The 22,560-nt window shown below is 56.4% G+C and carries 22 protein-coding genes; 12 read left to right on the top strand and 10 right to left on the bottom strand.

The genetic code is table 11. From position 1 onward, the window contains the following. Window positions 1-44 precede the first annotated feature (44 nt). Both nirD and nirB read right to left on the bottom strand, forming a co-directional pair. Window positions 45-371 (bottom strand): nitrite reductase small subunit NirD, encoded by a 327-nt coding sequence (gene nirD / locus P2R09_RS15190; protein WP_275770965.1) that lies wholly within the window; start codon window positions 369-371, stop codon window positions 45-47. After that, entirely contained in the window at window positions 368-2,908 is a 2,541-nt protein-coding gene (nirB, locus tag P2R09_RS15185; RefSeq protein WP_275770963.1) for a nitrite reductase large subunit NirB, read from the bottom strand. The genes nirD and nirB overlap by 4 nt, the downstream gene beginning before the upstream one ends. 221 nt (window positions 2,909-3,129) lie before the next feature. Here nirB and P2R09_RS15180 point away from each other — a divergent pair, with 221 nt between their 5' ends. Then, the gene (locus tag P2R09_RS15180) at window positions 3,130-4,407 is read left to right on the top strand and encodes a cytosine deaminase (protein ID WP_275770961.1); all 1,278 of its coding nucleotides are present in this window, start codon (window positions 3,130-3,132) and stop codon (window positions 4,405-4,407) included. A 35-nt stretch (window positions 4,408-4,442) separates the two neighbouring features. Here the strand turns inward: P2R09_RS15180 and tsgA are convergent, their stop codons facing one another. Continuing rightward, on the bottom strand, window positions 4,443-5,621 hold the full coding sequence (tsgA, locus tag P2R09_RS15175; RefSeq protein ID WP_275770959.1) for an MFS transporter TsgA: 1,179 nt from the start codon (window positions 5,619-5,621) through the stop codon (window positions 4,443-4,445). Window positions 5,622-5,882: 261 nt separating this feature from the next. On the opposite strand from tsgA, the gene ppiA reads away from it, so the two are divergent. The 5 genes from ppiA to P2R09_RS15150 all read left to right on the top strand — a co-directional run bounded on the left by ppiA (window position 5,883) and on the right by P2R09_RS15150 (window position 9,227). Continuing rightward, window positions 5,883-6,455 (top strand): peptidylprolyl isomerase A, encoded by a 573-nt coding sequence (gene ppiA / locus P2R09_RS15170; RefSeq protein WP_003852970.1) that lies wholly within the window; start codon window positions 5,883-5,885, stop codon window positions 6,453-6,455. 99 nt (window positions 6,456-6,554) lie between these two features. Beyond that, entirely contained in the window at window positions 6,555-6,725 is a 171-nt protein-coding gene (locus P2R09_RS15165; RefSeq protein ID WP_003852968.1) for a YhfG family protein, read from the top strand. After that, on the top strand, window positions 6,715-7,308 hold the full coding sequence (locus tag P2R09_RS15160) for a putative adenosine monophosphate-protein transferase Fic (RefSeq protein WP_275770955.1): 594 nt from the start codon (window positions 6,715-6,717) through the stop codon (window positions 7,306-7,308). The genes P2R09_RS15165 and P2R09_RS15160 overlap by 11 nt, the downstream gene beginning before the upstream one ends. A 41-nt stretch (window positions 7,309-7,349) precedes the next feature. After that, complete coding sequence (locus P2R09_RS15155; protein WP_275770952.1) at window positions 7,350-7,925, top strand: aminodeoxychorismate/anthranilate synthase component II; 576 nt, start codon at window positions 7,350-7,352, stop codon at window positions 7,923-7,925. A gap of 81 nt (window positions 7,926-8,006) precedes the next feature. Beyond that, window positions 8,007-9,227, top strand: coding sequence for an aspartate aminotransferase family protein (locus P2R09_RS15150; RefSeq protein WP_275770950.1), 1,221 nt, complete (start codon window positions 8,007-8,009; stop codon window positions 9,225-9,227). A gap of 1 nt (window position 9,228) precedes the next feature. On the opposite strand, the gene P2R09_RS15145 is transcribed toward P2R09_RS15150, so the two are convergent. Together P2R09_RS15145 and crp are read right to left on the bottom strand one after the other, a co-directional pair. Next, the gene (locus P2R09_RS15145) at window positions 9,229-11,304 is read right to left on the bottom strand and encodes a YccS/YhfK family putative transporter (RefSeq protein ID WP_275770948.1); all 2,076 of its coding nucleotides are present in this window, start codon (window positions 11,302-11,304) and stop codon (window positions 9,229-9,231) included. 57 nt (window positions 11,305-11,361) lie between these two features. Next, window positions 11,362-11,994, bottom strand: coding sequence for a cAMP-activated global transcriptional regulator CRP (gene crp, locus P2R09_RS15140; protein ID WP_003852956.1), 633 nt, complete (start codon window positions 11,992-11,994; stop codon window positions 11,362-11,364). A gap of 303 nt (window positions 11,995-12,297) precedes the next feature. Between crp and P2R09_RS15135 the strand changes: the two genes are divergently transcribed. Continuing rightward, window positions 12,298-12,702, top strand: a complete 405-nt coding sequence (locus P2R09_RS15135; RefSeq protein WP_003852949.1) for an OsmC family protein — start codon at window positions 12,298-12,300, stop codon at window positions 12,700-12,702. A gap of 354 nt (window positions 12,703-13,056) precedes the next feature. Here the strand turns inward: P2R09_RS15135 and P2R09_RS15130 are convergent, their stop codons facing one another. The 3 genes from P2R09_RS15130 to P2R09_RS15120 all read right to left on the bottom strand — a co-directional run bounded on the left by P2R09_RS15130 (window position 13,057) and on the right by P2R09_RS15120 (window position 15,227). Beyond that, window positions 13,057-13,926, bottom strand: a complete 870-nt coding sequence (locus tag P2R09_RS15130) for a phosphoribulokinase (protein WP_003852946.1) — start codon at window positions 13,924-13,926, stop codon at window positions 13,057-13,059. Window positions 13,927-13,987: 61 nt separating this feature from the next. Further along, on the bottom strand, window positions 13,988-14,206 hold the full coding sequence (locus tag P2R09_RS15125; protein WP_003852945.1) for a YheU family protein: 219 nt from the start codon (window positions 14,204-14,206) through the stop codon (window positions 13,988-13,990). Window positions 14,207-14,210: 4 nt separating this feature from the next. Then, complete coding sequence (locus P2R09_RS15120; RefSeq protein WP_275770941.1) at window positions 14,211-15,227, bottom strand: hydrolase; 1,017 nt, start codon at window positions 15,225-15,227, stop codon at window positions 14,211-14,213. A 57-nt stretch (window positions 15,228-15,284) separates the two neighbouring features. Between P2R09_RS15120 and P2R09_RS15115 the strand changes: the two genes are divergently transcribed. After that, window positions 15,285-15,887 carry a LysE family translocator gene (locus P2R09_RS15115; protein WP_275770939.1) on the top strand — a complete coding sequence of 201 codons (603 nt, stop codon included), beginning with the start codon at window positions 15,285-15,287 and terminating at the stop codon, window positions 15,885-15,887. A 1-nt stretch (window position 15,888) separates the two neighbouring features. On the opposite strand, the gene P2R09_RS15110 is transcribed toward P2R09_RS15115, so the two are convergent. After that, on the bottom strand, window positions 15,889-16,869 hold the full coding sequence (locus P2R09_RS15110) for a LacI family DNA-binding transcriptional regulator (RefSeq protein ID WP_275770938.1): 981 nt from the start codon (window positions 16,867-16,869) through the stop codon (window positions 15,889-15,891). A 236-nt stretch (window positions 16,870-17,105) separates the two neighbouring features. Here P2R09_RS15110 and tauA point away from each other — a divergent pair, with 236 nt between their 5' ends. From tauA to tauD, 4 genes are read left to right on the top strand one after another with little or no spacing between them, the layout of a single operon-like run. Further along, window positions 17,106-18,083, top strand: a complete 978-nt coding sequence (tauA, locus tag P2R09_RS15105) for a taurine ABC transporter substrate-binding protein (RefSeq protein WP_275770936.1) — start codon at window positions 17,106-17,108, stop codon at window positions 18,081-18,083. Between the two features lie 9 nt (window positions 18,084-18,092). Beyond that, window positions 18,093-18,860 carry a taurine ABC transporter ATP-binding subunit gene (gene tauB / locus P2R09_RS15100; protein ID WP_039660809.1) on the top strand — a complete coding sequence of 256 codons (768 nt, stop codon included), beginning with the start codon at window positions 18,093-18,095 and terminating at the stop codon, window positions 18,858-18,860. Further along, window positions 18,857-19,684 carry a taurine ABC transporter permease TauC gene (gene tauC, locus P2R09_RS15095; protein WP_275770934.1) on the top strand — a complete coding sequence of 276 codons (828 nt, stop codon included), beginning with the start codon at window positions 18,857-18,859 and terminating at the stop codon, window positions 19,682-19,684. The genes tauB and tauC overlap by 4 nt, the downstream gene beginning before the upstream one ends. Further along, window positions 19,681-20,520, top strand: a complete 840-nt coding sequence (tauD, locus tag P2R09_RS15090) for a taurine dioxygenase (protein WP_275770932.1) — start codon at window positions 19,681-19,683, stop codon at window positions 20,518-20,520. The genes tauC and tauD overlap by 4 nt, the downstream gene beginning before the upstream one ends. 31 nt (window positions 20,521-20,551) lie before the next feature. On the opposite strand, the gene P2R09_RS15085 is transcribed toward tauD, so the two are convergent. Continuing rightward, on the bottom strand, window positions 20,552-22,456 hold the full coding sequence (locus P2R09_RS15085; protein WP_275770930.1) for an ABC transporter ATP-binding protein: 1,905 nt from the start codon (window positions 22,454-22,456) through the stop codon (window positions 20,552-20,554). Window positions 22,457-22,560 lie beyond the last annotated feature (104 nt).

Below are 22,560 nucleotides of genomic sequence, written 5' to 3'. Positions count from 1 at the left end.
AGAGGTCCTTAAAAAAGCCCGCGTAGGCGGGCTGTTGAGGGGCGTTACAGGCAGACTTCAACGTGTCCGGCATTGACCCGCACCGGCCAGGACGCCACGGCGCGCGTTTCATCCTCCATACAGATGCCATCGCTAAGGCGAAAATGCTGCTTTTTCAGTGGGCTGGCTACCCACAGCGTATCCTGATGTTCGGCAATAATGCCGCGTGACAGTACGCTTGCATCCGCAAAGGGATCGATATTGCTGATGGCATAGAGCTGTTCATCGTCGCGTGGGCGGAAGATTGCTACCTGCTGGCCTTTAACCAGCGCGCAGACGCCCGTGGCGGGCAGGATCTGCGTCAGTGGGCACACCGGATTCCACTGGCTCATGATTCGATCTCCTCAATCAGTGTCACGGCAATCCGTTCATCGGGGCGTGCGGGACGATGCTGGTTGCGCTCTGCCACCCGCTGAACAGCAGGATCGCGCTGCGGTGAGTTGATGAAGTGGGCGAAGCGCGTCAGATGCTCCTTATCGTCGAGCGTGGCTTTCCATTCACAACTGACACTGGCGCGCAGCACGGCCAGTTGCTGTTCCATCTGACTGTTGAGGCCGAGTTTGTCATTCACGATCACGTTGCGCAGATAGTCGATGCCGCCTTCCAGGCTCTCCAGCCACAGCGAAGTACGCTGCAGGCGGTCAGCGGTGCGGATATAAAACATCATGAAGCGGTCAAGATAGGTGATCAGCGTTTGCTGATCGAGATCGGCTGCCAGCAGATCGCCATGACGCGGTTTCATGCCACCGTTGCCGCAGACGTAAAGATTCCACCCTTTTTCGGTGGCGATAATACCGACATCTTTACCCTGGGCTTCCGCACATTCACGGGTGCAGCCAGAGACGCCAAATTTCATCTTGTGCGGCGTACGGATGCCTTTGTAGCGATTTTCCAGCATCACGCTAAAGCCGAGGCTGTCACCCACGCCATAACGGCACCAGGCGCTGCCGACGCAGGTTTTCGCCATACGCAGCGCCTTGGCATAGGCCTGACCGGTTTCAAATCCGGCGTCGATCAGCTGTGACCAGATAGCGGGCAGATCGTCTTTCTGTGCGCCAAACAGGCCGATGCGCTGAGAGCCGGTAATTTTGGTGTAGAGCTGGTAGCGTTCAGCGATATCGCCAATTACCTTCAGGCCCTGTGGCGTGATTTCACCGCCAGGCGAACGCGGGATCACCGAATAGGTGCCATCTTTCTGGATATTACCCAGATAGAGATCGTTGCTGTCCTGCAACGGGGCGTGCTGCGGCTTGAGCACATACTCATTCCAGCAGGAGGCGAGCAGGGAACCCACTGCCGGCTTGCACACTTCACAGCCGTAACCCTGACCATAGCGGGCCAGCAGCGCGTCAAATTTTTTGATCTCCTCCACCTGAATCAGGTGATACAGCTCCTGACGCGACCAGGCGAAGTGTGCGCAGAGATGGTTATTGACCTCAATGCCCTGACGGCTGAGTTCGCTGTTAAGCACCTGGGTAATCAGGGGAACACAGCCGCCGCAGCCGGTTCCAGCGCGGGTAGTGCTTTTCAGCGCTGCCACGGTGTGACAGCCACCCTGAACCGCCTTGATGATGTCGCCTTTGCTGACGTCGAAGCAGGAGCAGATTTGCGCGCTATCTGGCAGAGAATCGACGCCGATGGCCGGTTTATCCCCGCTGCCCGCTGGCAGAATCAGCGCTTCCGGATTAGCGGGCAGCGGAATGGCATTCAGCACCAGTTGCAGCAGGTTGCCATAGTCGCTGGTGTCGCCTACCAGCACCGCACCCAGCAGGGTTTTCTGATCTTCGCTGATAATCAGGCGTTTGTAGACCGATTTGCTTTCATCCAGCCAGACCACACTGCGTGCGCCTGGCGTAGTGCCGCGCGCATCACCAATGCCGCCGACATCGACACCCAGCAGCTTGAGTTTGGCGCTCATGTCCGCGCCGGTAAACGCATTGTCGCGGCCCAGCAGATGGTCGCTGGCGACCTGTGCCATTTTGTAACCCGGTGCCACCAGGCCATAGACGCGATTCTGCCAGGCGGCACACTCACCGATGGCGTATATAGCAGGATCGCTGGTCCGGCACTGGTCATCAATGGCGATGCCGCCGCGCGGTCCCAGCGTTAATCCACACTGTTTTGCCAGTTTGTCCTGCGGGCGAATGCCGGTGGAGAAGACGATAAAATCGACTTCCAGCGTACTTCCGTCGGCGAACTGCAGCGTTTTACCGCCGTGCTCATGATGCACAATCTGCTGGGTGTTTTTGCCGGTGTGGACCCGCACATCCATCTGCTCAATCTTGCGACGTAGTTGTTCACCGCCTTGCTGATCGAGCTGTTCTGCCATCAGCACCTGCGCAAATTCAATGACGTGAGTTTCAATACCCAGATTTTTCAGCGCGCCCGCCGCTTCCAGCCCAAGCAGACCGCCGCCAATCACCGCACCGCGTTGACTGCGGCGTGAGCAGGCTTCAATGGCGTTGAGATCTTCAATGGTGCGGTAAACAAAGCAGTCGCTGCCTTCGGCACCTTTAATCGGTGGAATCCAGGGATAAGAGCCGGTGGCAAAAACCAGCGTGTCGTAGTGAACCGCGCGACCGGTGCTGGAGTGGATGAGCTTCTCATCACGATTAATGGTGATGGCGCGCTCGCCCAGCAGCAGATTGACCTGATGTTTGTCGTAATAGCCTTCACGAACCAGCGACAGCTCTTCGGCCGTGTGGTGAGAAAAGTACGCGGAGAGGTGGACACGATCGTAGGCAACGCGGGGTTCTTCACAAAAGATGGTCAGCGAAAACAGGTTGGGTTCCGCTTTCTCAAGTAACTCTTCTATGAAGCGGTGGCCGACCATGCCGTTACCAATAACGACGACATTGTGCTTGCTCATTTTTGCCTCAAATTTGCGATATCTGCGGCTACAATAGCGCGCCCTTTCTGACGCTTATTGATATACATCAACCACGGCCCTATATACCCATTAAGAGGTATGTTTCTGATTTTAATTAAGTTTATCTGGCGAGGCTAACCTGCTGAATATCCAGCAGTGCCGTGCTTGGTATGAATCGTGCTAGTTTTAACCACTCAGGTTAACCGGATAAGGAATCAGCCATGTTGTCACCCAAGTGGATCAATAACGTGCGTTTACCCTGGCGGGAAGGATTGTGGCAAATCGAAATCGCCGACGGAAAAATTGCCCGCATTTCAGCTCAGCCGCAGCAGCCTTCACCAGCGGATCAATCACTGGACGGTGAGGGCGGCTTAGCCTGCTCGCCCTTTATTGAGCCTCATATTCATCTGGATACCACCCAGACGGCGGGTGAACCGGCATGGAATCAGTCCGGAACACTGTTTGAAGGCATTGAGCGCTGGGCCGAACGCAAGGCGCTGCTCAGCCACGAAGATGTTAAACAGCGGGCGTTGCAGACGCTGAAGTGGCAGATCGCCAACGGTATCCAGTTTGTCCGCACTCACGTTGACGTGTCCGATCCGTCACTGACGGCGCTGAAAGCGATGCTGGAGCTGAAAGCGGACATGGCCCCATGGATCACCCTTCAGATTGTCGCGTTTCCTCAGGAGGGCATTCTTTCTTATCCCAACGGCGAAGCATTGCTGGAAGAGGCGTTACGGCTGGGCGCGGATGTGGTCGGCGCCATTCCGCACTACGAATTCACCCGCGAATATGGCGTCGAGTCGCTGCATAAAACCTTTGCGCTGGCTAACCGCTACGACCGGCTGATCGATGTTCACTGCGATGAGATTGATGATGAACAGTCGCGTTTTGTGGAAACCGTGGCGGCGCTGGCACATCGCGATGGCAACGGCGCACGTGTGACGGCCAGTCATACCACAGCAATGCACTCTTACAATGGCGCATACGCCTCACGGCTGTTCCGGCTGCTTAAACTGTCGGGCATTAACTTTGTTGCCAATCCGCTGGTCAATATCCACCTGCAGGGCCGCTTTGACACCTATCCTAAGCGGCGCGGTATTACGCGGGTGAAAGAGATGCTGGAGGCAGAGATTAACGTCTGCTTCGGCCACGACGATGTGTTTGATCCCTGGTATCCGCTGGGCACCGCCAATATGCTTCAGGTGTTGCATATGGGCTTACATGTCTGTCAGCTGATGGGCTATGAGCAGATCGATGCGGGTCTGGATTTGATTACGCATAACAGCGCGAAGACGATGCAGCTGTCAGGCTATGGCATTCAGAGCGGCAACGAGGCCAGTCTGATCATTCTGCCTGCGGAAAGCGGTTTTGATGCGGTGAGAAGGCAGGTGCCGGTGCGCTATTCTGTGCGTCGTGGTGTCGTGGTGGCAGAGACAAAGCCCGCAGAAAGCGAGATTTACTGGCGGGAACGGGAGCGCATCGACTTCCGGCGTTAGAAAGCAGAGCGGCGATGACTCGCCGCTCCGAAGGATTAATGCGTGACGTGACCGTGAGTACGATGACGGCTGACAAAGCCGAGCAGGGCACACATTACAAACACCACGGCGTAGAGCGCGTTAGCCGTCGCCAGTGCGGTATGCACACCACTTTTCTCAACGATAGGTGCCGTGACCACAAAGGTCAGCATGGTGCCGACGGTGCCGCAGGTCAGGATGAAGTTCACCAGCTTCGGTGAAGCGACTTTGGTCTGCAGTGAACCCAGAGTGATAATGGTGGTGTAGATAGCACTTGAGCTGAAACCAAGAATCATGATGATCCACTTCAGCATACCAGCATCGCTGCTGCTGACGAACCAGTACATCAGCACGGTCGCCAGACCTGCCAGCACCATCAGAATGCGTTGCAGATCGAAGAAACGCAGCAGGAAGCTGAAGGCCCACATACCCACCATATACGCCGTCCAGAAGCTGCCCACCAGTTGTCCTGCGTCATTGATGTTCATGCCCATGACTTTGGTGGCATATTCCGGCACCCAGGAGATAAAGCCGAGCTGGCCCAGAATGTAGCAGAGTGCCGCCACTGCCAGCAGCAGCACGCCCACACCCCATTTCTCTTTCTCAACCGGCGGGCTGTTTTCAGGCTTACGCAGCACCGGGAACTCAACAAACAGCGTCATGATGAAGATGGCGACGTAGATAAAGCCGATGCAGACGTAGACCCAGTACCACGGCAACTGACGCGCCAGCAGAATCCCTGCCAGCACCGGAAACAGTGTGCCCGCCATGCTGAAGAAGGAGTCGGTGAACAGCAGGCGTGAACCACGCTGACGACCTTCATACATGTGGGTAATCAGGAAGGTGCCGATCGACATGGTAATGCCGCTCACCACACCCAGTACAAACATGCAGAGCGAGAAGACAGTGAGATCGCGACTGGTCATCAACCCGATTATCGCCAGCACCATCAGGACGAAGCCGAAAATAAGCTGGCGCTTCAGCGGCACAATGACCATCAGCCAGGCGTTCAGGAAGACCGCAGCTAAAATGCCGCTGTTGAGGAAGGTGAAGGTATTACTCATGCTGGAGATGGGGATCTGGAAATCTTTTGCGATATCGCCCATTACCATGCCGGTAACGATCACCAGCGCGCCGGTCAGCGCATAGGAGAAGAAGCTTATCCAGGTGAGGCCAATACGATTACGGTTTGTCATGTTCTGAACCTGTTGAGAACCGGGTGGCAAAAAGTGTCAGAAAGTGTAAACGGAACTGTGATCTTAATAAACAAGCAGTGAAACTACAGATCCATATTTCATGTGTTGTGTGATTTTAATCACGCAATTGCGGTTGTTTAACGTTTGCTCAGACCTTTTGCTGCAACAGCGTAAATATAGGTAAAACGCTGGCTCATGGAATAGAGTCTCTTTACAATCAATCACGTTTTTGTGCCCGCTCTCCCAGGTAAGGAATCTTTCATGTTTAAACGTACTTTAACAGCGGCCATCACCCTGTTAGCGCTCTCTTCCGTTTCCGCCCAGGCGCTGGCCGCAAAAGGTGACACCCACGTTCTGCTCACCACCTCCGCCGGCAATATTGAACTCGAACTGAATAACCAAAAAGCGCCGGTTTCTGTGAAAAACTTCGTTGATTACGTCAACAACGGTTTTTACAACAACACCATTTTTCACCGCGTGATCCCGGGCTTTATGGTGCAGGGTGGGGGCTTCACCACAGACATGCAGCAGAAGCAGACCAACGCGCCAATTAAAAACGAAGCGGACAATGGCCTGCGTAACCTGCGCGGCACCATCTCTATGGCGCGTACCGCCGATAAAGACAGTGCGACCAGCCAGTTTTTCCTCAACGTCGCGGATAATGCCTTCCTCGACCACGGACAGCGCGATTTTGGCTATGCCGTATTTGGCAAGATTGTGAAAGGTCAGGATGTGGTTGAAAAAATTTCTCAGGTTCCGACCAAAGATGTGGGTCCTTACCAGAATGTTCCGTCCAAACCGGTAGTTATCCTCTCCGCTAAAGTCCTGCCTTAATGCTTTTCGTCGCCATCTGCGGATGGCGACCGCCTGTCGCCTCCGGCAAAGCCAGAAATTGCTCTTATACTTAGGGCAAAAACCTGAGCAGGAGGCGGCATGGCGAACAAACTCACCGAAAAACAGAAGGTCACCCTGTGGCAACAGCGACGTAGCGCCAGCTATCAGGCCAGCTGTCGGCTGGAAGGCTTCATGCCAAATGAAACCAGTGTTAACAGCGATGATGCAGCCGCCCGTCTGGCGTCACTGAGGAGGCAATATGGACTCTAATACCGCCGTCAGCCAGGATCCCTACCTGTGGCAGCACGACAACGTGCTGAAAAACCTGCCCGATATTCATGACGCTGCGCAGCTGCGCAAGGCAGAGCTGAGCTTTAGTGCGGCACGCGCCGCCACGCTGGAGCTGGGTCCGCGTAATCCCGGGCTGCCTTACCTGCGCCAGATCCATCGCACGCTATTCCAGGATGTCTACAGCTGGGCGGGTGAACTGCGCACCATTGATATCTGGCGTGATGAGACGCCGTTCTGTCATTTCGAATATATCGAGAAGGAAGGCAATGCCCTGATGGCCGCGCTGGAAGAAGAGAAGGGGTTAGCTGATCTGCCGCGTGACGAATTTATTCAGCGCCTCGCTCACTACTATTGCGAAATCAATATGCTGCATCCTTTCCGCCACGGAAATGGTCGGGCGCAGCGGATTTTCTTTGAACAGCTGGCGCTGCATGCCGGATATCTGCTGAACTGGCAAGAGACGGATGCTGAAAGCTGGAAAGCGGCGAATCAGGCCGGTGTGGCCGGAGATCTGTCCCCGCTGGAGCAGGTCTTTGCGAAAGTGGTGAGTGAGGCGGCCTGACCGCGTAGAATAGCGGCGCGGTTTATCATTCTGGACACGTCATGCTGCTGCTTATCGACAATTACGACTCCTTTACCTGGAATCTCTATCAATATTTCTGCGAGCTGGGTGCGCAGGTTCAGGTGGTGCGCAATGATGCCATCACGCTGGAGCAGATGGCGGCGCTGCCACTGACCCACCTGGTCATCTCGCCTGGCCCCTGCACGCCGTCGGAATCAGGCATCTCGCTGGCGGCAATCCGGCACTTCGCCGGACAGTTGCCGGTACTGGGCGTCTGCCTGGGCCATCAGGCAATTGCGCAGGCGTATGGCGCGCAGGTGGTACGTGCGCGTCAGGTGATGCACGGCAAAACTTCTGTCATTCAGCACACCGGCCAGGGCGTGTTTCGCAATCTCAATAATCCCCTTACCGTGACCCGCTATCACTCGCTGATTGTTCAGCGCGATTCTCTGCCCGACGCGTTCGAGGTGACGGCCTGGACGGTGCGTGACGGCGAGCCTGACGAAATTATGGGATTCCGCCACAAAACCCTGGCGCTGGAAGGCGTACAGTTCCATCCTGAGAGCATTCTCAGCGAGCAGGGACATCTGCTGCTGCGCAATTTTCTTGAGCAATAAGTTGCCTTTGAGTGATTTTTTATGCATATTTTGTGATTATTATTTCATGTTTGCACAATAATCATTTAAATGGGGTCATCAATGGCAGCGGAAAAAATTGCGGTCACGCGGGAGACGTTCGATAACGTTATTTTGCCTGTTTATGCACCTGCGCAGTTCGTGCCGGTAAAAGGCAAGGGCAGCCGTGTATGGGATCAGCAGGGCAAAGAGTATATCGATTTCTCGGGTGGTATCGCCGTCACCGCACTTGGACACTGCCATCCTGCGCTGGTGGAGACGCTGAAAAGCCAGGGCGAGACGCTGTGGCACACCAGCAACGTCTTCACCAACGAACCGGCGCTGCGTCTTGCCAGTAAGTTAATTCAGGCGACCTTTGCCGAGCGGGTCTTCTTCGCTAACTCCGGGGCCGAAGCCAACGAGGCCGCCTTTAAGCTGGCGCGCTATTACGCCTGCAAACGTCACAGCCCATTCAAAAGTAAGATTATCGCCTTTCATAACGCCTTTCATGGCCGGACGCTGTTTACCGTCACGGTCGGCGGACAGCCAAAATATTCTGATGGGTTCGGGCCTAAACCGGCGGATATCGTCCATGTGCCGTTCAATGATCTGAACGCAGTAAAAGCGGTCATTGACGATCATACCTGCGCCATTGTGGTTGAACCGATTCAGGGGGAGGGCGGCGTCGTGCCCGCAACGCAGGAATTTATGCAGGGACTGCGTGAGCTTTGCGATCAGCACCAGGCGCTGCTGGTGCTGGATGAAGTGCAGAGCGGCATGGGGCGCAGCGGAAAGCTGTTCGCCTATGAGCATTATGGCATCCAGCCCGATATTCTGACCTCAGCCAAAGCGCTGGGCGGCGGTTTCCCGGTCAGCGCCATGCTGACCACTAACGAGATCGCCTCGACCATGGCGCCGGGCGTGCATGGCACCACCTATGGCGGCAATCCACTCGCCTGCGCCATCGCCGAAACTGCGCTCGATATTATCAATACGCCGGAGGTGCTGGCAGGCGTTGAGACACGTCGTCAGCACTTTGTCACGGCGCTGCAGGCCATCGATGCGAAGTATGATCTCTTCAGCGATATTCGCGGCAAGGGTCTGCTGATTGGCGCGGCGCTGAAACCGCAGCATGCCGGTAAAGCACGCGACATCCTGAATGCCGCAGCCGCAGAAGGGGTGATGGTGCTGGTTGCCGGAACCGACGTGATGCGTTTTGCCCCTTCACTGATTATCGAACCGGCCGACATCGAAGAGGGCATGCGCCGCTTCGCCACGGCCGTCGGCAACGTGCTCAACGGCTAGGTTAGTTTTTACGTAAGCGTCTGATCAGCCAGCGGCCATGTTGCGGCCGCTGGTTCCACGCCAGCGATGAAATGGTGTACATCACGCTCAGATGATCGAGAATGCGCCGCACATGCTGCTCCACCACCGTGATCGGTCCCTCACTGATGTTCTCCAGCTCATCCAGCAGGTTAACCTGTGAGCTTTCACCATCATATTCCAGCCGCTGCTGACACCGCTGCAGCGCGATTTCACAGGATTGCAGATAGCGTTCTGCCAGCGAGTCGGTCAGCATAGTGTGCTCCCGCGCCAGAATCGTTATGGCATTAATGTGCTCAACAATAAACTGACTGTGCGTGACCCAGAGCCGCATATCACTCAGATAGCGGGAGTTAAACGCGGGTTCCTGCATCGCCTGATTCAGTGAGTTAAACAGCGCATTGTGCGCCTGATTCACCTTCACGCGCTGATACGCCAGTTTCTCAGGTGACTGTTCGTGACCCAGCAACAATCTCAGTGCGTCCTGATCGGCTTCCAGCGCATCATGGGCGTTCTGTCGCAGTAAGCCACTCTGCCACTGCGGCCACAGCCACAGCATCCCGCCAAAGGCGATCAGACAGCCCATCAGCGTATCCATCAGTCGCGGCAGCAGAAACTGCGCGCCATTCAGCGACAGTAATTGCAGCGAGTAAACCGCCGTGACCGTAAAGCCAATCATTGACCAGCCATAGAACTGGCGCGTAAAGCGATAGCTGATAAAGGTTATTGCCAGCATGATCAGCAGCACCAGCGACTCCGGTACCGCCAGCCGCAGCGTGGCGGCCGCAATCACCAGACCGGCAAAGGTGCCCAGCGCACGGTGCTGGATGCGAACACGCGTAGCGCTGTAACCGTTCTGGCTGACGAACATGATGGTCATCAGGATCCAGTAAGGTTTGGGGATATTGAAGAACAGCGCCAGTGCACTGCCCAGCATCAGCATTACCGCAAAGCGCCCGGCGGTGCGCAGTGCTGACGAGCGAAAAGAGAGATAACTGCGCAGCGCCGGTAACAGTGGCAGACGGCGCTGACGATCCGCCATCAGGTCACGCTGATACAGCGGTTTCTGCGTGCGCAGCACCCGCGCAATGCGGTTGAAGTGGTAAAGACAGAAGTTACCCACCGGATTGTCGGGATGCTGATGGGCGATCTTCTCCAGCGCGCCGAGCTGTTTATCCATCGCAAAGCGATCGGGTAGCTGGTGATAAAGGATGTTATCCGCCAGCACCCGCAACCGGGCCGAGATGGTTTTGGCATTCCAGCGGATCACCGCTTCGGCATGACTCTGTTCAACCAGCTTCTGCACTTCTTCCGGCCGATGCAGGCTGACCGAGATGTGTTCCTGCAGATCCAGCGCCACCTGAAAGGCGCGCGTCAGCCGCTTATGGCTGTGATCGCGGCTTGCCGACAGCATGTGCATCTGCTGATAGCAGGTGTTGATCAGATCAACCACTTTCTGCTGACGCGCCAGCAGCGGCGGCAGTGCCTTTTCCGGGTCGGTCAGCTGCGTCAGCAGGGTGTATTTGGCGTCGCAGTAGTTAGCCAGCTCGCGGTAGATCAGGCTGAGGCTTTCGCGCATCGGCTGCTCTTTCCAGAGCCAGAACCAGAACCAGTTAAACAGCCCATACCAGAGCGTGCCGCCGATGTAGAGCAGCGGGGTAACATAGATGGGCATGCGGCCAATGAGGCTCAGGGTAAAAATGGCGGCGATAAGCGTGCCGGGCAGCAGACGACCATGCAGCGGGCTGATCTCACCCGTCACGCCGAGCAGCAGGGGCATGGCGAACAGGATGAGCGGCAGCGGAATGGCATGCAGGGTGAGCCACTGAATCAGGAAGCTGCCGAGGGCAAACAGGCTGCCACCCACAATCAGGCGTTTGAAAAAGCGTTTATGCGGGGTATCCAGACCGGCAATATTGCAGCAGGCAGGCACTAACGAGAACAGCAGACCTTTTTGCAGGTCGCCAGCAAGCCAGCCCAGCGCGACGGGCAGACAAAGCACCAGCGTTTGCCGCAAGGCGTAGTTGACTTCAGGATGGTAAATAATTCGACGCCACATCGGCCCAACACAAACAATAACGGCGTGATGTTGCCATCACGCCGTGGGTGACAGGAATTAGCGGGTGCCGTAAACGACGATGGTTTTGCCGTGTGCGGAGATCAGGTTCTGATCTTCCAGCATCTTCAAAATACGGCCCACGGTTTCGCGTGAACAACCAACAATCTGGCCAATTTCCTGACGAGTGATTTTAATTTGCATGCCGTCGGGATGCGTCATGGCATCTGGCTGCTTCGCCAGGTTGAGCAGGGTCTGTGCAATGCGTCCGGTGACGTCGAGGAAAGCGAGGTTACCCACCTTTTCAGACGTGACCTGCAGGCGACGCGCCATCTGCGAGGAGAGTCGCATCAGGATGTCGGGATTAACCTGAATCAGCTGACGGAATTTCTTGTAAGAAATCTCCGCCACTTCGCACGCGCTTTTCGCACGTACCCAGGCGCTGCGCTCCTGGCCTTCTTCGAACAGGCCAAGCTCACCAATGAAATCGCCCTGATTCAGGTAGGAAAGAATCATCTCTTTGCCTTCTTCATCTTTAATCAGAACCGCGACGGAACCTTTCACGATGTAGTAAAGCGTTTCTGCTTTTTCACCTTGGTGAATCAGCGTACTTTTGGATGGATACTTGTGAATATGGCAATGGGACAGGAACCATTCGAGTGTAGGGTCTGTTTGCGGTTTGCCGAGAACCATTCGCTATTATCCTCTGTTGTAATCGTGCCCAAAATACAGGGGGCAGTTTTCCCTGTCAGGCGGTGAAAGCTTCAAGCGTTTCCCTTTCAGGAAATTATTCGGGCCGCATCAGGCGCAGTGCGCATCATTCTTCCCGGCTTCGCCATCGGGTGACGAAAAATATTTTCAGCACTGTTTGTAGCACAGCTTTTGCCGACTGTCTTGTGTTGTCTCGCTTCAGCTACAGGCGGATTTCTCTGGATTGCTGTTTACCAGGCGAAAGCGTACTCTGGCGACAAAACAGCGTATTCCGGAGCAAAAATCATGCAGGCAAGAGTGAAGTGGGTAGAAGGACTGACATTCCTCGGAGAATCCTCATCCGGCCATCAGATACTAATGGATGGAAATTCGGGCGATAAAGCGCCCAGCCCAATGGAGATGGTGCTGATGGCGGCCGGCGGATGCAGCGCGATTGACGTGGTATCAATTCTGCAAAAAGGCCGTAACGATGTGGCTGATTGTGAAGTAAAACTGACCTCAGAACGTCGTGAAGAGGCGCCGCGAATCTTTACGCACATCAACCTGCATTTTATCGTGAGTGGTAAAGCGCTCCAGGATAAAGCGGTCTCACGCGCGGTGGATCTTTCCGCTGAAAAATATTGTTCGGTGGCCATCATGCTGGGTAAAGGTGTGACGATTACGCATAGCTATGAAGTGATTGAGCTGTAACAGGCGGAAGGGCATTTTAAAGTCGCGGGCCAATTTGGAGTCGGTCTGGTTTCCGGCCGTTCCTGCATAGAGAGTCCGCTTTAAGACTGTGCGTGCGCAGGAAACCGGGTCAGATCGGAAAGTCGCAAAATCCGCCATCCATGGCATGCTCGGCCCGCGCAATTACGCACCTCATCCCTGAGGTGCGCCCGTACCGGGCCAACGCTTTGCGTTGTTCAAAAACACTCCCGGCGTTTTTGTCCCAGTCGCGGAACGCTTTCCTCTTCTGACCCGGTTCCCGGCGTGTTGAGTTTTTTCGCTGCTGCCAGACTCATTCTGCATTGGCGTTAGTCTGGAAAACGCCCTTTTGACCTCTTACTCTATCCGCTTACCTTCCATCAGCCGCTTCACCAGCGGACCCATGATCAGCTCCATCGCCAGACCCATTTTGCCGCCGGGCACCACCAGCGTATTGATGTGCGAGATAAACGAACCCTGCAGCATCGCCAGCAGGTAGGGGAAATCGATATCTTCCAGCGCCTGGAAATGAATCACCACAAAGCTCTCATCCAGTGACGGAATGGCGCGGGCAGCGAACGGGTTTGAGGTGTCAACGGTCGGGACGCGCTGAAAGTTGATGTGGGTGCGCGAGAACTGTGGCGTGATGAAATTGATGTAATCTTCCATCGAACGCACCACGGAATCCATCACTGCTTCGCGTGAATGGCCGCGCTCGCCGGTGTCGCGCACCAGCTTCTGAATCCACTCCAGGTTAACAATGGGCACAACCCCCACCAGCAAATCAACCTGCTCCGCCACGTTATGCTGCGCCGTCACCACGCCGCCGTGCAGTCCTTCATAGAACAGAATGTCAGTGTTCTGCGGCAGCGGCTGCCAGGGCGTAAAGGTGCCGGGCACCTGATTCCACGGTACGGCTTCATCGTAGGTGTGCAGATATTTACGCGACTGGCCCTGTCCGCTTTGACCATACTCTTTAAAGCTCTGCTCCAGCAGGCCAAAATCATTGGCTTCCGGGCCAAAGTAGCTGACGTGACGTCCTAAATCGCGCGCCTTACGAATCGCCATATCCATTTCAGGGCGGGTAAAGCGGTGAAAGCTGTCACCTTCCAGCTCAGCAGCATGAAGATCGAGCTGCTGAAAAATTTTACGAAACGCGAGGCTGGTGGTGGTGGTTCCTGCACCGCTGGAACCGGTCACCGCGATAATGGGATGACGTGCAGACATAGAAAAGCTCCCTGTGAGATCGGGCGATGAGCATTGTTATCATGAAATGATGCCGGGTGCATCAGCCACGAAATTCTTTGCGCGGCATGATATTGACCGATTCATGCAGTTCCGACCACACCAGCACTACTTCACCGGTTTCCAGCTGGCGTCGCACATCAGCTACCTTGTCCAGCAGGCTGCGTTCCTGCTCGCCATAGTCTGTGCCTTCACGCAGCACAAAGGTTTCAATCAGATTTTCAAGGGTCTCAGGTGAGACCTGTTGCCAGGGAATAATCACAAGATCAGTTATCCAGAAAAGGGGCGATCCACTGCGGGATGCGCTGTTCCAGCCACATTTCAGGCTGGCGTAGCGTTCCGCCGACAAAACCGACGTGGCCGCCGTGGGGTGTCAGTTGATAAGTAATAGTGGCAGATAATTGGCTGCTGTGCGGGATCACCTCATCACTCATAAAGGGATCGTCTTTGGCGTGGATGATCAGCAGCGGTTTCTCTGCGCGCTTAAGCCAGGGCATGGCGCTGGCACGATGATAGTAATCTGCTGCATCGACAAAACCGTGGGCGCGGGCTGTAATCGCATCATCAAAATCGCGCAGTCGCCGCATCGCTTTGAGCTGTGCCAGATTAACCGGCAGGGTGTCCGGCCAGGCATGCAGTTTGCGGCGGGCACTTTTCTTGAGCTGCGCCAGCAGGTAGTACTGATAGAAGCGCGAGAAGCCGCGTTCCAGTTTCACGCTGCACGGTTCCAGCAGCAGCGGGGCGGAGACAATCACGGCGGCATCCACCTCCGCAGCGGCACCCTGCTGGCCGAGCAGGCAGCCCAGCATGTTGCCGCCCAGCGAGAAACCCACGGCGGCGGTAGGCACATGACCCCAGCGGGTGCGCAGCCAGTGCAGGAAGAAGCGGGCATCTTCAGTTTCGCCGGAGTGATAGATGCGGTTCAGCCGGTTAGGTTCGCCACTGCAGCCGCGAAAATGCATCACTACTGCCAGCCAGCCACGTGCGCGGCAGATCGCCATCAGGCCATGAATGTAGGGACTCTGAAAGTTGCCCTCCAGGCCATGAAACAGCACCACGCGCGGTTTATGCTGCGCCAGCTGCGGATCTTCGCTCCAGGCGAGATCGACGAAATCGCCATCGGGCAGATCGAGACGCTGCCAGTGAGGAGCGAAGGTGAGACGGCGACGTAACAGGCGCGGCAGCATCGTCTGCAGATGCGCGTTACGCAGAGTGTCAGGTGGTGTGAACTGCTCGTTTTCCGGGCCTGTAAATTTCATGTGGTAAAAGCTTGTCTGTTCCATATCACACTGTTAGCTTCGATAAGTTTTTTATTGCAGGGTAAGGAGTACCCGATTGCCATGGAACTGAGTCTTTTCTTATCAATGTTGGGATTTCTGTGGGTCGCGGCCATTACGCCAGGCCCCAATAATATGTTACTCACCGCCTCGGGCGCTAATTTTGGCTTTCTGCGCACGATTCCGCTGATGATCGGCATCATGATCGGTATGCAGGTGATGCTGCTGATGGTGGCCTTTGGCATAGGCGGTTTGATCCTGCTCTATCCTTCGCTGCATCTGATGCTGAAAATCGCCGGTAGCCTCTATCTGCTCTGGCTGGCGTGGAAGATAGCCACCGCCAGCTATGCAAAGCTGGAAACTGACCAGGCACCGGATGCGCCAATGCCGTTCTGGCAGGGCGGGCTGCTACAGCTGATCAACCCCAAAGCCTGGCTGATGGCGCTGGGCGCAGTCGCCAGCTTCAGTCTGGCCGGTGATGCGTATCGTCATTCCGTGATGGCCATAAGCGTCGGTATGTTTCTGGTTAATCTGGTGTCGGGCGTCATCTGGATGGGATTTGGCGCCATGATTGGTCGCATTCTGCGCAGTCGCCGCGCCTGGAGAATATTTAACCTCGCCATGGGGCTGCTGACCGCTGCCTGCGTGCTATTAATCTGGCATTGAGTCAGCTGGATGCGCGTTCAACGCGCGTCCAGGGCAGTACCTCACGCATCACCGGCGCGTTCGGGTTGCGGATCTTCTGCAGCAGCAGCTGCACGCTGCGTGCGCCCAGCTGATTCATCGGCTGTTCAATAGTAGTCAGTGGCGGATTCAGGCTGCGGGTAAAGGGCACTCCGTCAAACCCAACCACCGCCAGATCTTCCGGCACGCGCAGACCCGCTTCCAGCGCCGCATGCACTACGCCCATCGCCAGCACATCTGAAACCGCAAACACCGCATCCGGCGGTTCCGGCAATGCCATTAATTCCCTCATCGCCTGAATACCTGCCTCAGGGGAGATTTCGTAGGTATAGGAGACGGCGGACCACGCATAGCCCAGCTCCTCAATGGCCTGTCGGTAGCCCTTTTCACGATGATGCGAGTAGAGGTAACGCATGTCGCCATTGACCAGCCCAATGCGTTTCCGCCCTTTACCCGCGAGGTAATGGATGGTGTCACGCGCGGCTTCAAGGTGATCAATGCTGACCGAGGAGGCGGGAATATCCGGATCAAATTCACAGCATTGCACCCAGGGCGCCCCGGCGATCAGCGCCTGCAAATCCTGTAACCCTGATGCGGCATCCATCGTTATTACACCATCCACCACTTTTCCGGTCAGCAGCGAAAGATAGGCGGCTTCACGCTGAAGCTGCGAGGCGGAGTTACAGAGCAGAATGTGATAGCCGTGCAGTTCCGCTTCGGCTTCAATGCCCTGAACCACGCGCGAACAGAAGGGGTTAGTAATATCCGAGATCAGCACCAGCAGCATGTGGCTTTGTGCCGTCCGCAGCTGACGCGCCAGTAAGTTGGGCTGATAGTCGCAGGCAGAGATTGCCGCCAGAACTTTCTCACGCGTATCGGGCTTTACGCCGGGATGCGCGTTGAGAACCCGCGATACCGTGGCTTTGGAAACGCCAGCCAGCTGAGCGACTTTCTCGATCGACATCGGATTTAAAGACCTTAACAGGCAATAATTGGGAATGCATATCAATAACACAGGCACAATGTGAGCGCCTGACATTTTTGCTTACTTTAGCTATTTTCAGCATTTGCGATTTTCAGCTTAGTTTTGCAGATAGTGATCTAAGAACTTATTTCTATTAGGGATAATTTTTAATTCCTTTATGAAACTATTGCCTGCAGAGACACTGCCTCCACGATAAAACCGGTGGGGTAGTGATCATGGCAGCAACACGTTTAACTTTCTTAGCCGCAGCGATGGCGGTGCTGGCGTTTCGGGCTGATGCAGTCAATGTCACCGTCGCGTACCAGACCTCTGCCGAACCGGCGAAAGTGGCACAGGCTGATGGCAGTTTTGCCAAAGATAGCGGGGCCAGCGTCGACTGGCGTAAGTTTGACAGCGGTGCAGGCGTATTGCGCGCGCTGGCGTCCGGCGACGTCCAGATTGGCAATATCGGATCCAGTCCGTTAGCGGTCGCAGCGGCGCAAAAGCTACCAATCGAAGCCTTTCTGCTTGCCTCACAGCTGGGCAACTCTGAAGCGCTGGTGGTAAAGAAGAACATCACCACTCCCAACGATCTCATCGGAAAGCGTATCGCGGTGCCGTTTATCTCCACCACCCACTACAGCCTGCTTGCTGCGCTGAAACACTGGGGCATTAAGCCGTCGCAGGTACAGCTGGTAAATCTGCAGCCGCCTGCGATTATCGCGGCGTGGCAGCGTGGCGACATTGATGGCGCTTACGTCTGGGCGCCTGCGGTGAATGAACTGGAAAAACAGGGCAAAGTGCTGACCGACTCGGCGGCAGTGGGGAGCTGGGGATCGCCGACGCTGGATGTCTGGGTGGTCCGCAAAGATTTCGCTGAGCAGCATCCGGAGATCGTGACCGCGTTTGCCCGCAGCGCACTTGATGCGCAGCAGGCCTATCTTAACAGCCCCGATAGCTGGCTGAAGCAGCCCGATAATCTCAGCAAACTCTCCCGCCTCAGCGGGGTGCCGGAAGCGCAGGTGCCGGATCTGGTGAAGGGCAATACCTACCTCACGGCGCAGCAGCAGGTTGAGCAGTTGGGTAAGCCAGTGAATAAAGCAATCGTCGATACCGCCCAGTTTCTGAAGGCGCAGGGCCGGGTGCCGCAGGCGGATAACGACTACAGCAGCTATGTGACCTCCCGTTTCGTCGCACCATTAGTTAAACCTTAAGGAGGCACGATGCTGCGTATCGCTCATCTTCATGCCCGTTATGCCGGACAACCGGTGTTGCAGGATATCAATCTGCAGCTGGATAGCCATGAACTGCTGGTGGTGCTCGGCCCCTCCGGCTGCGGCAAAACCACGCTGCTCAATCTGGTTGCCGGATTTCTGCCGGTGGAGTCGGGCAGCATCACGCTGGATAACCAGCCGGTGACGGGGCCTGGTGCGGAGCGCGGCGTGGTGTTTCAGCATGAAGGCTTACTGCCATGGCGTAACGTGCTGGATAACGTTGCCTTTGGTCTGCAGCTGGCGGGGATGTCGCGCCCGGCGCGCGAGGCCATCGCACGGAAGCTCATCAGGCAGGTGGGGCTGGAGGGTGCGGAGAAGCGCGCCATCTGGCAGTTGTCCGGCGGTCAGCGACAGCGGGTCGGCATTGCACGCGCGCTGGCGACCGATCCGCAACTGCTGCTGCTTGACGAGCCATTTGGCGCTTTGGATGCCTTTACCCGCGAGCAGATGCAGACCCTGCTGCTGACGCTGTGGCGCGACAGCGGTAAACAGATCCTGCTGATTACGCACGATATAGAAGAGGCTATTTTCCTGGCCAGCGAACTGATTCTGCTGTCGCCAGGACCCGGCCGCATCGTGGAGCGCTTGCGTCCCGGCTTTGGTCAGCGCTTTGCCGCAGGTGAGTCGTGCCGCAGCATCAAATCCGATCCGCAGTTTATCGCCCAGCGCGAATATGTGCTGAGCCGCGTATTTGACCAGCGGGAGGCGTTTGCATGAGCGCGTTAATCCACGACAAGTCTCTGCCGGTGCGCCGTCGTTTGCGCTGGCCATTTTCAACCACGTTCACGCTGAGCATGCTGAGTCTCTCTCTGCTGTTGCTGCTCTGGTGGGGCGTGACCGCGCTGGGCCTGATTGCTCCGCTGTTCCTGCCGTCGCCACAGCAGGTATTCAGCAAGCTGCTGCTGATTGCCAGCGCCCAGGGCTTTATGGATGCCACGCTGTGGCAGCATCTGGCCGCCAGCCTGACGCGGATGCTGATTGCGCTGACAGCGGCGGCCGCCATCGGCATTCCGGTGGGGATTCTGATGGGCCTTAGCCCGGTAGCTCGCGGGCTGCTTGATCCGATTATTGAGCTTTATCGCCCGATTCCGCCACTTGCCTATCTGCCGCTGATGGTGATCTGGTTCGGCATTGGTGAGACGTCGAAAATCCTGCTGATCACCCTGGCCATCTTCGCGCCGGTGACGCTCTCCACTCTGGCCGGGGTGCGTAACACCCAGCAGGTACGGATTCGTGCGGCGCGCTCGCTGGGGGCTAACCGCTGGCAGCTGCTGCGCTGGGTGATTCTGCCGGGCGCGCTGCCGGAGATTCTGACCGGTCTGCGCATTGGGCTCGGGGTGGGCTGGTCAACCCTGGTGGCAGCGGAGCTGATTGCCGCCACACGTGGCCTCGGTTTTATGGTGCAGTCAGCGGGAGAACTCCTCGCCACCGATGTGGTGCTGGCGGGTATCGCCGTAATTGCCTTTATCGCTTTTAGCCTGGAACTTGGGCTCCGCGCGTTGCAGCGCCGTCTGACGCCCTGGAGTGGAGAACAATCATGAATGAACGTCTGAGTTTTACCCCTCTTGGCCCTTATATCGGCGCACAGGTCTCAAACCTGGATGTCTCACGGCCATTGAGTGATGCGCAGTTTGAGCAGCTGTATCATGGCCTGCTGCGTCATCAGGTGCTGTTTCTGCGGGACCAGAAAATAACGCCGGAACAGCATCGCGCACTGGCGATCCGTTTTGGCGACCTGCATATTCATCCGGTCTATCCCCATGCGGAGGGCGTCGAAGAGATTATCGTGCTCGATACCCATCAGGATAATCCGCCGGATAATGACAACTGGCACACCGATGTCACCTTTATCGAAACACCGCCAGCTGTCGCGCTGCTGGCCTCCAAAGTCTTACCGGAAGCGGGCGGTGACACGCTCTGGACCAGTGGCATCGCCGCTTACGAGGCGCTGTCGGCGCCTTTTAAACAGTTGCTGGAGGGGCTCCGCGCCGAGCATGATTTTAAAAAGTCATTCCAGGAGTATAAGTACCGCAAAACGGAGGAAGAACATCTGCGCAGGCAGCAGGCGGTGGCAAAACATCCACCCGTGCAGCATCCGGTAATCCGCACGCATCCGGTCAGCGGCAAAAAAGCGCTGTTTGTGAATGAAGGCTTTACCACGCGGATCCTGGATTTAAGCGAGAAGGAGAGTGATGCGGTGCTGGGCTTCCTGTTTGCGCACGCCACCAAACCGGAGTTTCAGGTGCGCTGGCGCTGGCAGCCAGACGATCTGGCTATCTGGGATAATCGTGTCACGCAGCATTATGCCAATGCCGACTATTATCCGGCCCGGCGGATCATGCAGCGGGCAACGGTACTGGGCGACAAACCTCGTTAAAAAAGCATCTCCCCGCAAGCGGGGAGATTTTTTATGAGGCCATAATCTGTTCGAGCTGTTCCTGGGCTTCCAGCCACGCCATCTCAACCTCTTCCAGCGCAGACTTACTCTCCGCCTGACGCTTGAGTGCGGTGGTCAGGTCCGCTTTTCGGCTCTGATCATAAATCGCACTGTCTGCGAGCTGCGCTTCAGCATCGGCCAGCTGGCTCTGCCATTTGCTCATCTGCTTTTCCAGCTTCTCTATCTCTTTGCGCAGCGGCTGGGTCTGGGTGCGCAGTTCGGCATCACGGCGCTTCTGATCTTTACGCGCCTGGGCGCTGTTACTGTTATCCAGTTTCGGCGCGGCATCCTGTTGCGCCTGTTGTTTCTGCAGATCGCTCAGCCACTGCTGATAATCTTCGAGGTCGCCCTCAAACACATCCACTTTGCCATCATGCACCAGATAGAGATCGTCCGTGGTCGCGCGCAGCAGGTGACGGTCATGCGAGACCACCACCAGTGCACCTTCGAAGTCGATCAGCGCTTCGGTCAGCGCCTGGCGCATATCAAGATCCAGGTGGTTGGTCGGTTCATCGAGCAGCAGCAGGTTAGGGCGTTGCCAGACAATCAGCGCCAGCACCAGTCGCGCTTTCTCACCGCCCGAGAAGCGCTCAGTGTTCTCCGTGACTTTGTCGCCGCGGAAATCGAAGCCGCCCAGATAGTCGCGCAGCTGCTGTTCCAGCACGTCAGGTGCAATGCGCGACAGATGCTGCAGCGGTGACTCATCGGCCCGCAGGTACTCCAGCTGATGCTGGGCGAAGTAACCAAGCTTGATCCCTTTCGCCAGCCCCATCTTGCCATGCATCGCCTCCAGCTCACCCGCCAGCAGCTTAATCAGGGTGGATTTACCGGCTCCGTTACGTCCCAGCAGGCCGATGCGTGAGCCTGGCACCAGGTTGAGCTTGATCGCGTCGAGAATGATGCGATCGCCATAACCTGCGGTGACCTTCTCCATCTTCATCAGTGGATTAGGCAGGTTCTCCGGCTTGCGGAAAGTGAAGCTGAATGGATTATCAACATGGGCGGGCGCAATCATTTCCATGCGCTCCAGCATCTTGATGCGGCTCTGTGCCTGCTTCGCCTTGGTCGCCTGGGCGCGGAAGCGATCAATATAGCTGTGCAAATGCGCGACTTTCTCCTGCTGACTCTCATACAGCGCCTGCTGCTGAGCCAGTTTGGCGACGCGCTGCCGCTCAAAGGAGCTGTAGTTGCCGGTATATTCGAACATCGACTCCTGTTCGATATGAATGATTTTGTCGATGACCGGATCGAGGAAGTCACGATCGTGCGAGATCAGGATCAGTGTGCCTTCATAACTTTTCAGCCAGCGCTCCAGCCAGATCACCGCATCGAGATCGAGGTGGTTGGTCGGTTCATCCAGCAACAGCAGATCGGAACGGCAAATCAGCGCCTGTGCCAGATTGAGGCGCATGCGCCAGCCACCAGAAAAGTCGCTGACCGGACGCTGCAACTGCTCCTGACTGAAGCCCAGGCCGTGCAACAGGCTTGAGGCGCGCGCATGAATGCTCCACGCCTGCACCGCATCCAGCTGGCCATGCAGCAGCGCAATGGCATTGCCATCGTCGCGCAGATTGGCGTCCGCCAGCTCGGCTTCAAGCTGCCGAAACTGGCGATCGCCATCAATCACGTACTCCAGCGCGGCTTTATCCAGCGCTGGCGTTTCCTGATTCACCCAGGCCAGCGCCCAGTGAGTGGGGAACGTGACGGTGCCGGCATCGCTGGTGATTTCACCTTTTAACAGCGACAGCAGCGTGGATTTCCCACAGCCGTTTTTACCCACCAGCCCGACCTTCTGACCAGGATTAATGGTGGCGGTGGCATTGTCGAGCAGGACGCGGATGCCGCGGCGAATTTGTAAGGCTGAGAAGACAATCATGTAAGCGCCGTATCGTCAGAATATGTTAATTTACTGGCAACATAATGAGATTTTGCTGCGTCGTGCATGGTAGCTGAAAACCGCACCAATGACGACGCTTTGGA

Origin of the sequence: Pantoea sp. Cr_R13, assembly GCF_029222565.1 — a bacterium.
In the GTDB taxonomy this organism is placed as follows: domain Bacteria; phylum Pseudomonadota; class Gammaproteobacteria; order Enterobacterales; family Enterobacteriaceae; genus Pantoea; species Pantoea eucalypti.
This window is presented reverse-complemented; position numbering and strand designations above follow the sequence as displayed.

What these genes read in the sequence shown, in the direction of transcription:
- nirD (WP_275770965.1), bottom strand. Translation starts at nt 371, where the DNA reads ATGAGCCAGTGGAATCCGGTGTGCCCACTGACGCAGATCCTGCCCGCC.
- nirB (WP_275770963.1), bottom strand. Translation starts at nt 2,908, where the DNA reads ATGAGCAAGCACAATGTCGTCGTTATTGGTAACGGCATGGTCGGCCAC.
- P2R09_RS15180 (WP_275770961.1), top strand. Translation starts at nt 3,130, where the DNA reads ATGTTGTCACCCAAGTGGATCAATAACGTGCGTTTACCCTGGCGGGAA.
- tsgA (WP_275770959.1), bottom strand. Translation starts at nt 5,621, where the DNA reads ATGACAAACCGTAATCGTATTGGCCTCACCTGGATAAGCTTCTTCTCC.
- ppiA (WP_003852970.1), top strand. Translation starts at nt 5,883, where the DNA reads ATGTTTAAACGTACTTTAACAGCGGCCATCACCCTGTTAGCGCTCTCT.
- P2R09_RS15165 (WP_003852968.1), top strand. Translation starts at nt 6,555, where the DNA reads ATGGCGAACAAACTCACCGAAAAACAGAAGGTCACCCTGTGGCAACAG.
- P2R09_RS15160 (WP_275770955.1), top strand. Translation starts at nt 6,715, where the DNA reads ATGGACTCTAATACCGCCGTCAGCCAGGATCCCTACCTGTGGCAGCAC.
- P2R09_RS15155 (WP_275770952.1), top strand. Translation starts at nt 7,350, where the DNA reads ATGCTGCTGCTTATCGACAATTACGACTCCTTTACCTGGAATCTCTAT.
- P2R09_RS15150 (WP_275770950.1), top strand. Translation starts at nt 8,007, where the DNA reads ATGGCAGCGGAAAAAATTGCGGTCACGCGGGAGACGTTCGATAACGTT.
- P2R09_RS15145 (WP_275770948.1), bottom strand. Translation starts at nt 11,304, where the DNA reads ATGTGGCGTCGAATTATTTACCATCCTGAAGTCAACTACGCCTTGCGG.
- crp (WP_003852956.1), bottom strand. Translation starts at nt 11,994, where the DNA reads ATGGTTCTCGGCAAACCGCAAACAGACCCTACACTCGAATGGTTCCTG.
- P2R09_RS15135 (WP_003852949.1), top strand. Translation starts at nt 12,298, where the DNA reads ATGCAGGCAAGAGTGAAGTGGGTAGAAGGACTGACATTCCTCGGAGAA.
- P2R09_RS15130 (WP_003852946.1), bottom strand. Translation starts at nt 13,926, where the DNA reads ATGTCTGCACGTCATCCCATTATCGCGGTGACCGGTTCCAGCGGTGCA.
- P2R09_RS15120 (WP_275770941.1), bottom strand. Translation starts at nt 15,227, where the DNA reads ATGGAACAGACAAGCTTTTACCACATGAAATTTACAGGCCCGGAAAAC.
- P2R09_RS15115 (WP_275770939.1), top strand. Translation starts at nt 15,285, where the DNA reads ATGGAACTGAGTCTTTTCTTATCAATGTTGGGATTTCTGTGGGTCGCG.
- P2R09_RS15110 (WP_275770938.1), bottom strand. Translation starts at nt 16,869, where the DNA reads ATGTCGATCGAGAAAGTCGCTCAGCTGGCTGGCGTTTCCAAAGCCACG.
- tauA (WP_275770936.1), top strand. Translation starts at nt 17,106, where the DNA reads ATGGCAGCAACACGTTTAACTTTCTTAGCCGCAGCGATGGCGGTGCTG.
- tauB (WP_039660809.1), top strand. Translation starts at nt 18,093, where the DNA reads ATGCTGCGTATCGCTCATCTTCATGCCCGTTATGCCGGACAACCGGTG.
- tauC (WP_275770934.1), top strand. Translation starts at nt 18,857, where the DNA reads ATGAGCGCGTTAATCCACGACAAGTCTCTGCCGGTGCGCCGTCGTTTG.
- tauD (WP_275770932.1), top strand. Translation starts at nt 19,681, where the DNA reads ATGAATGAACGTCTGAGTTTTACCCCTCTTGGCCCTTATATCGGCGCA.
- P2R09_RS15085 (WP_275770930.1), bottom strand. Translation starts at nt 22,456, where the DNA reads ATGATTGTCTTCTCAGCCTTACAAATTCGCCGCGGCATCCGCGTCCTG.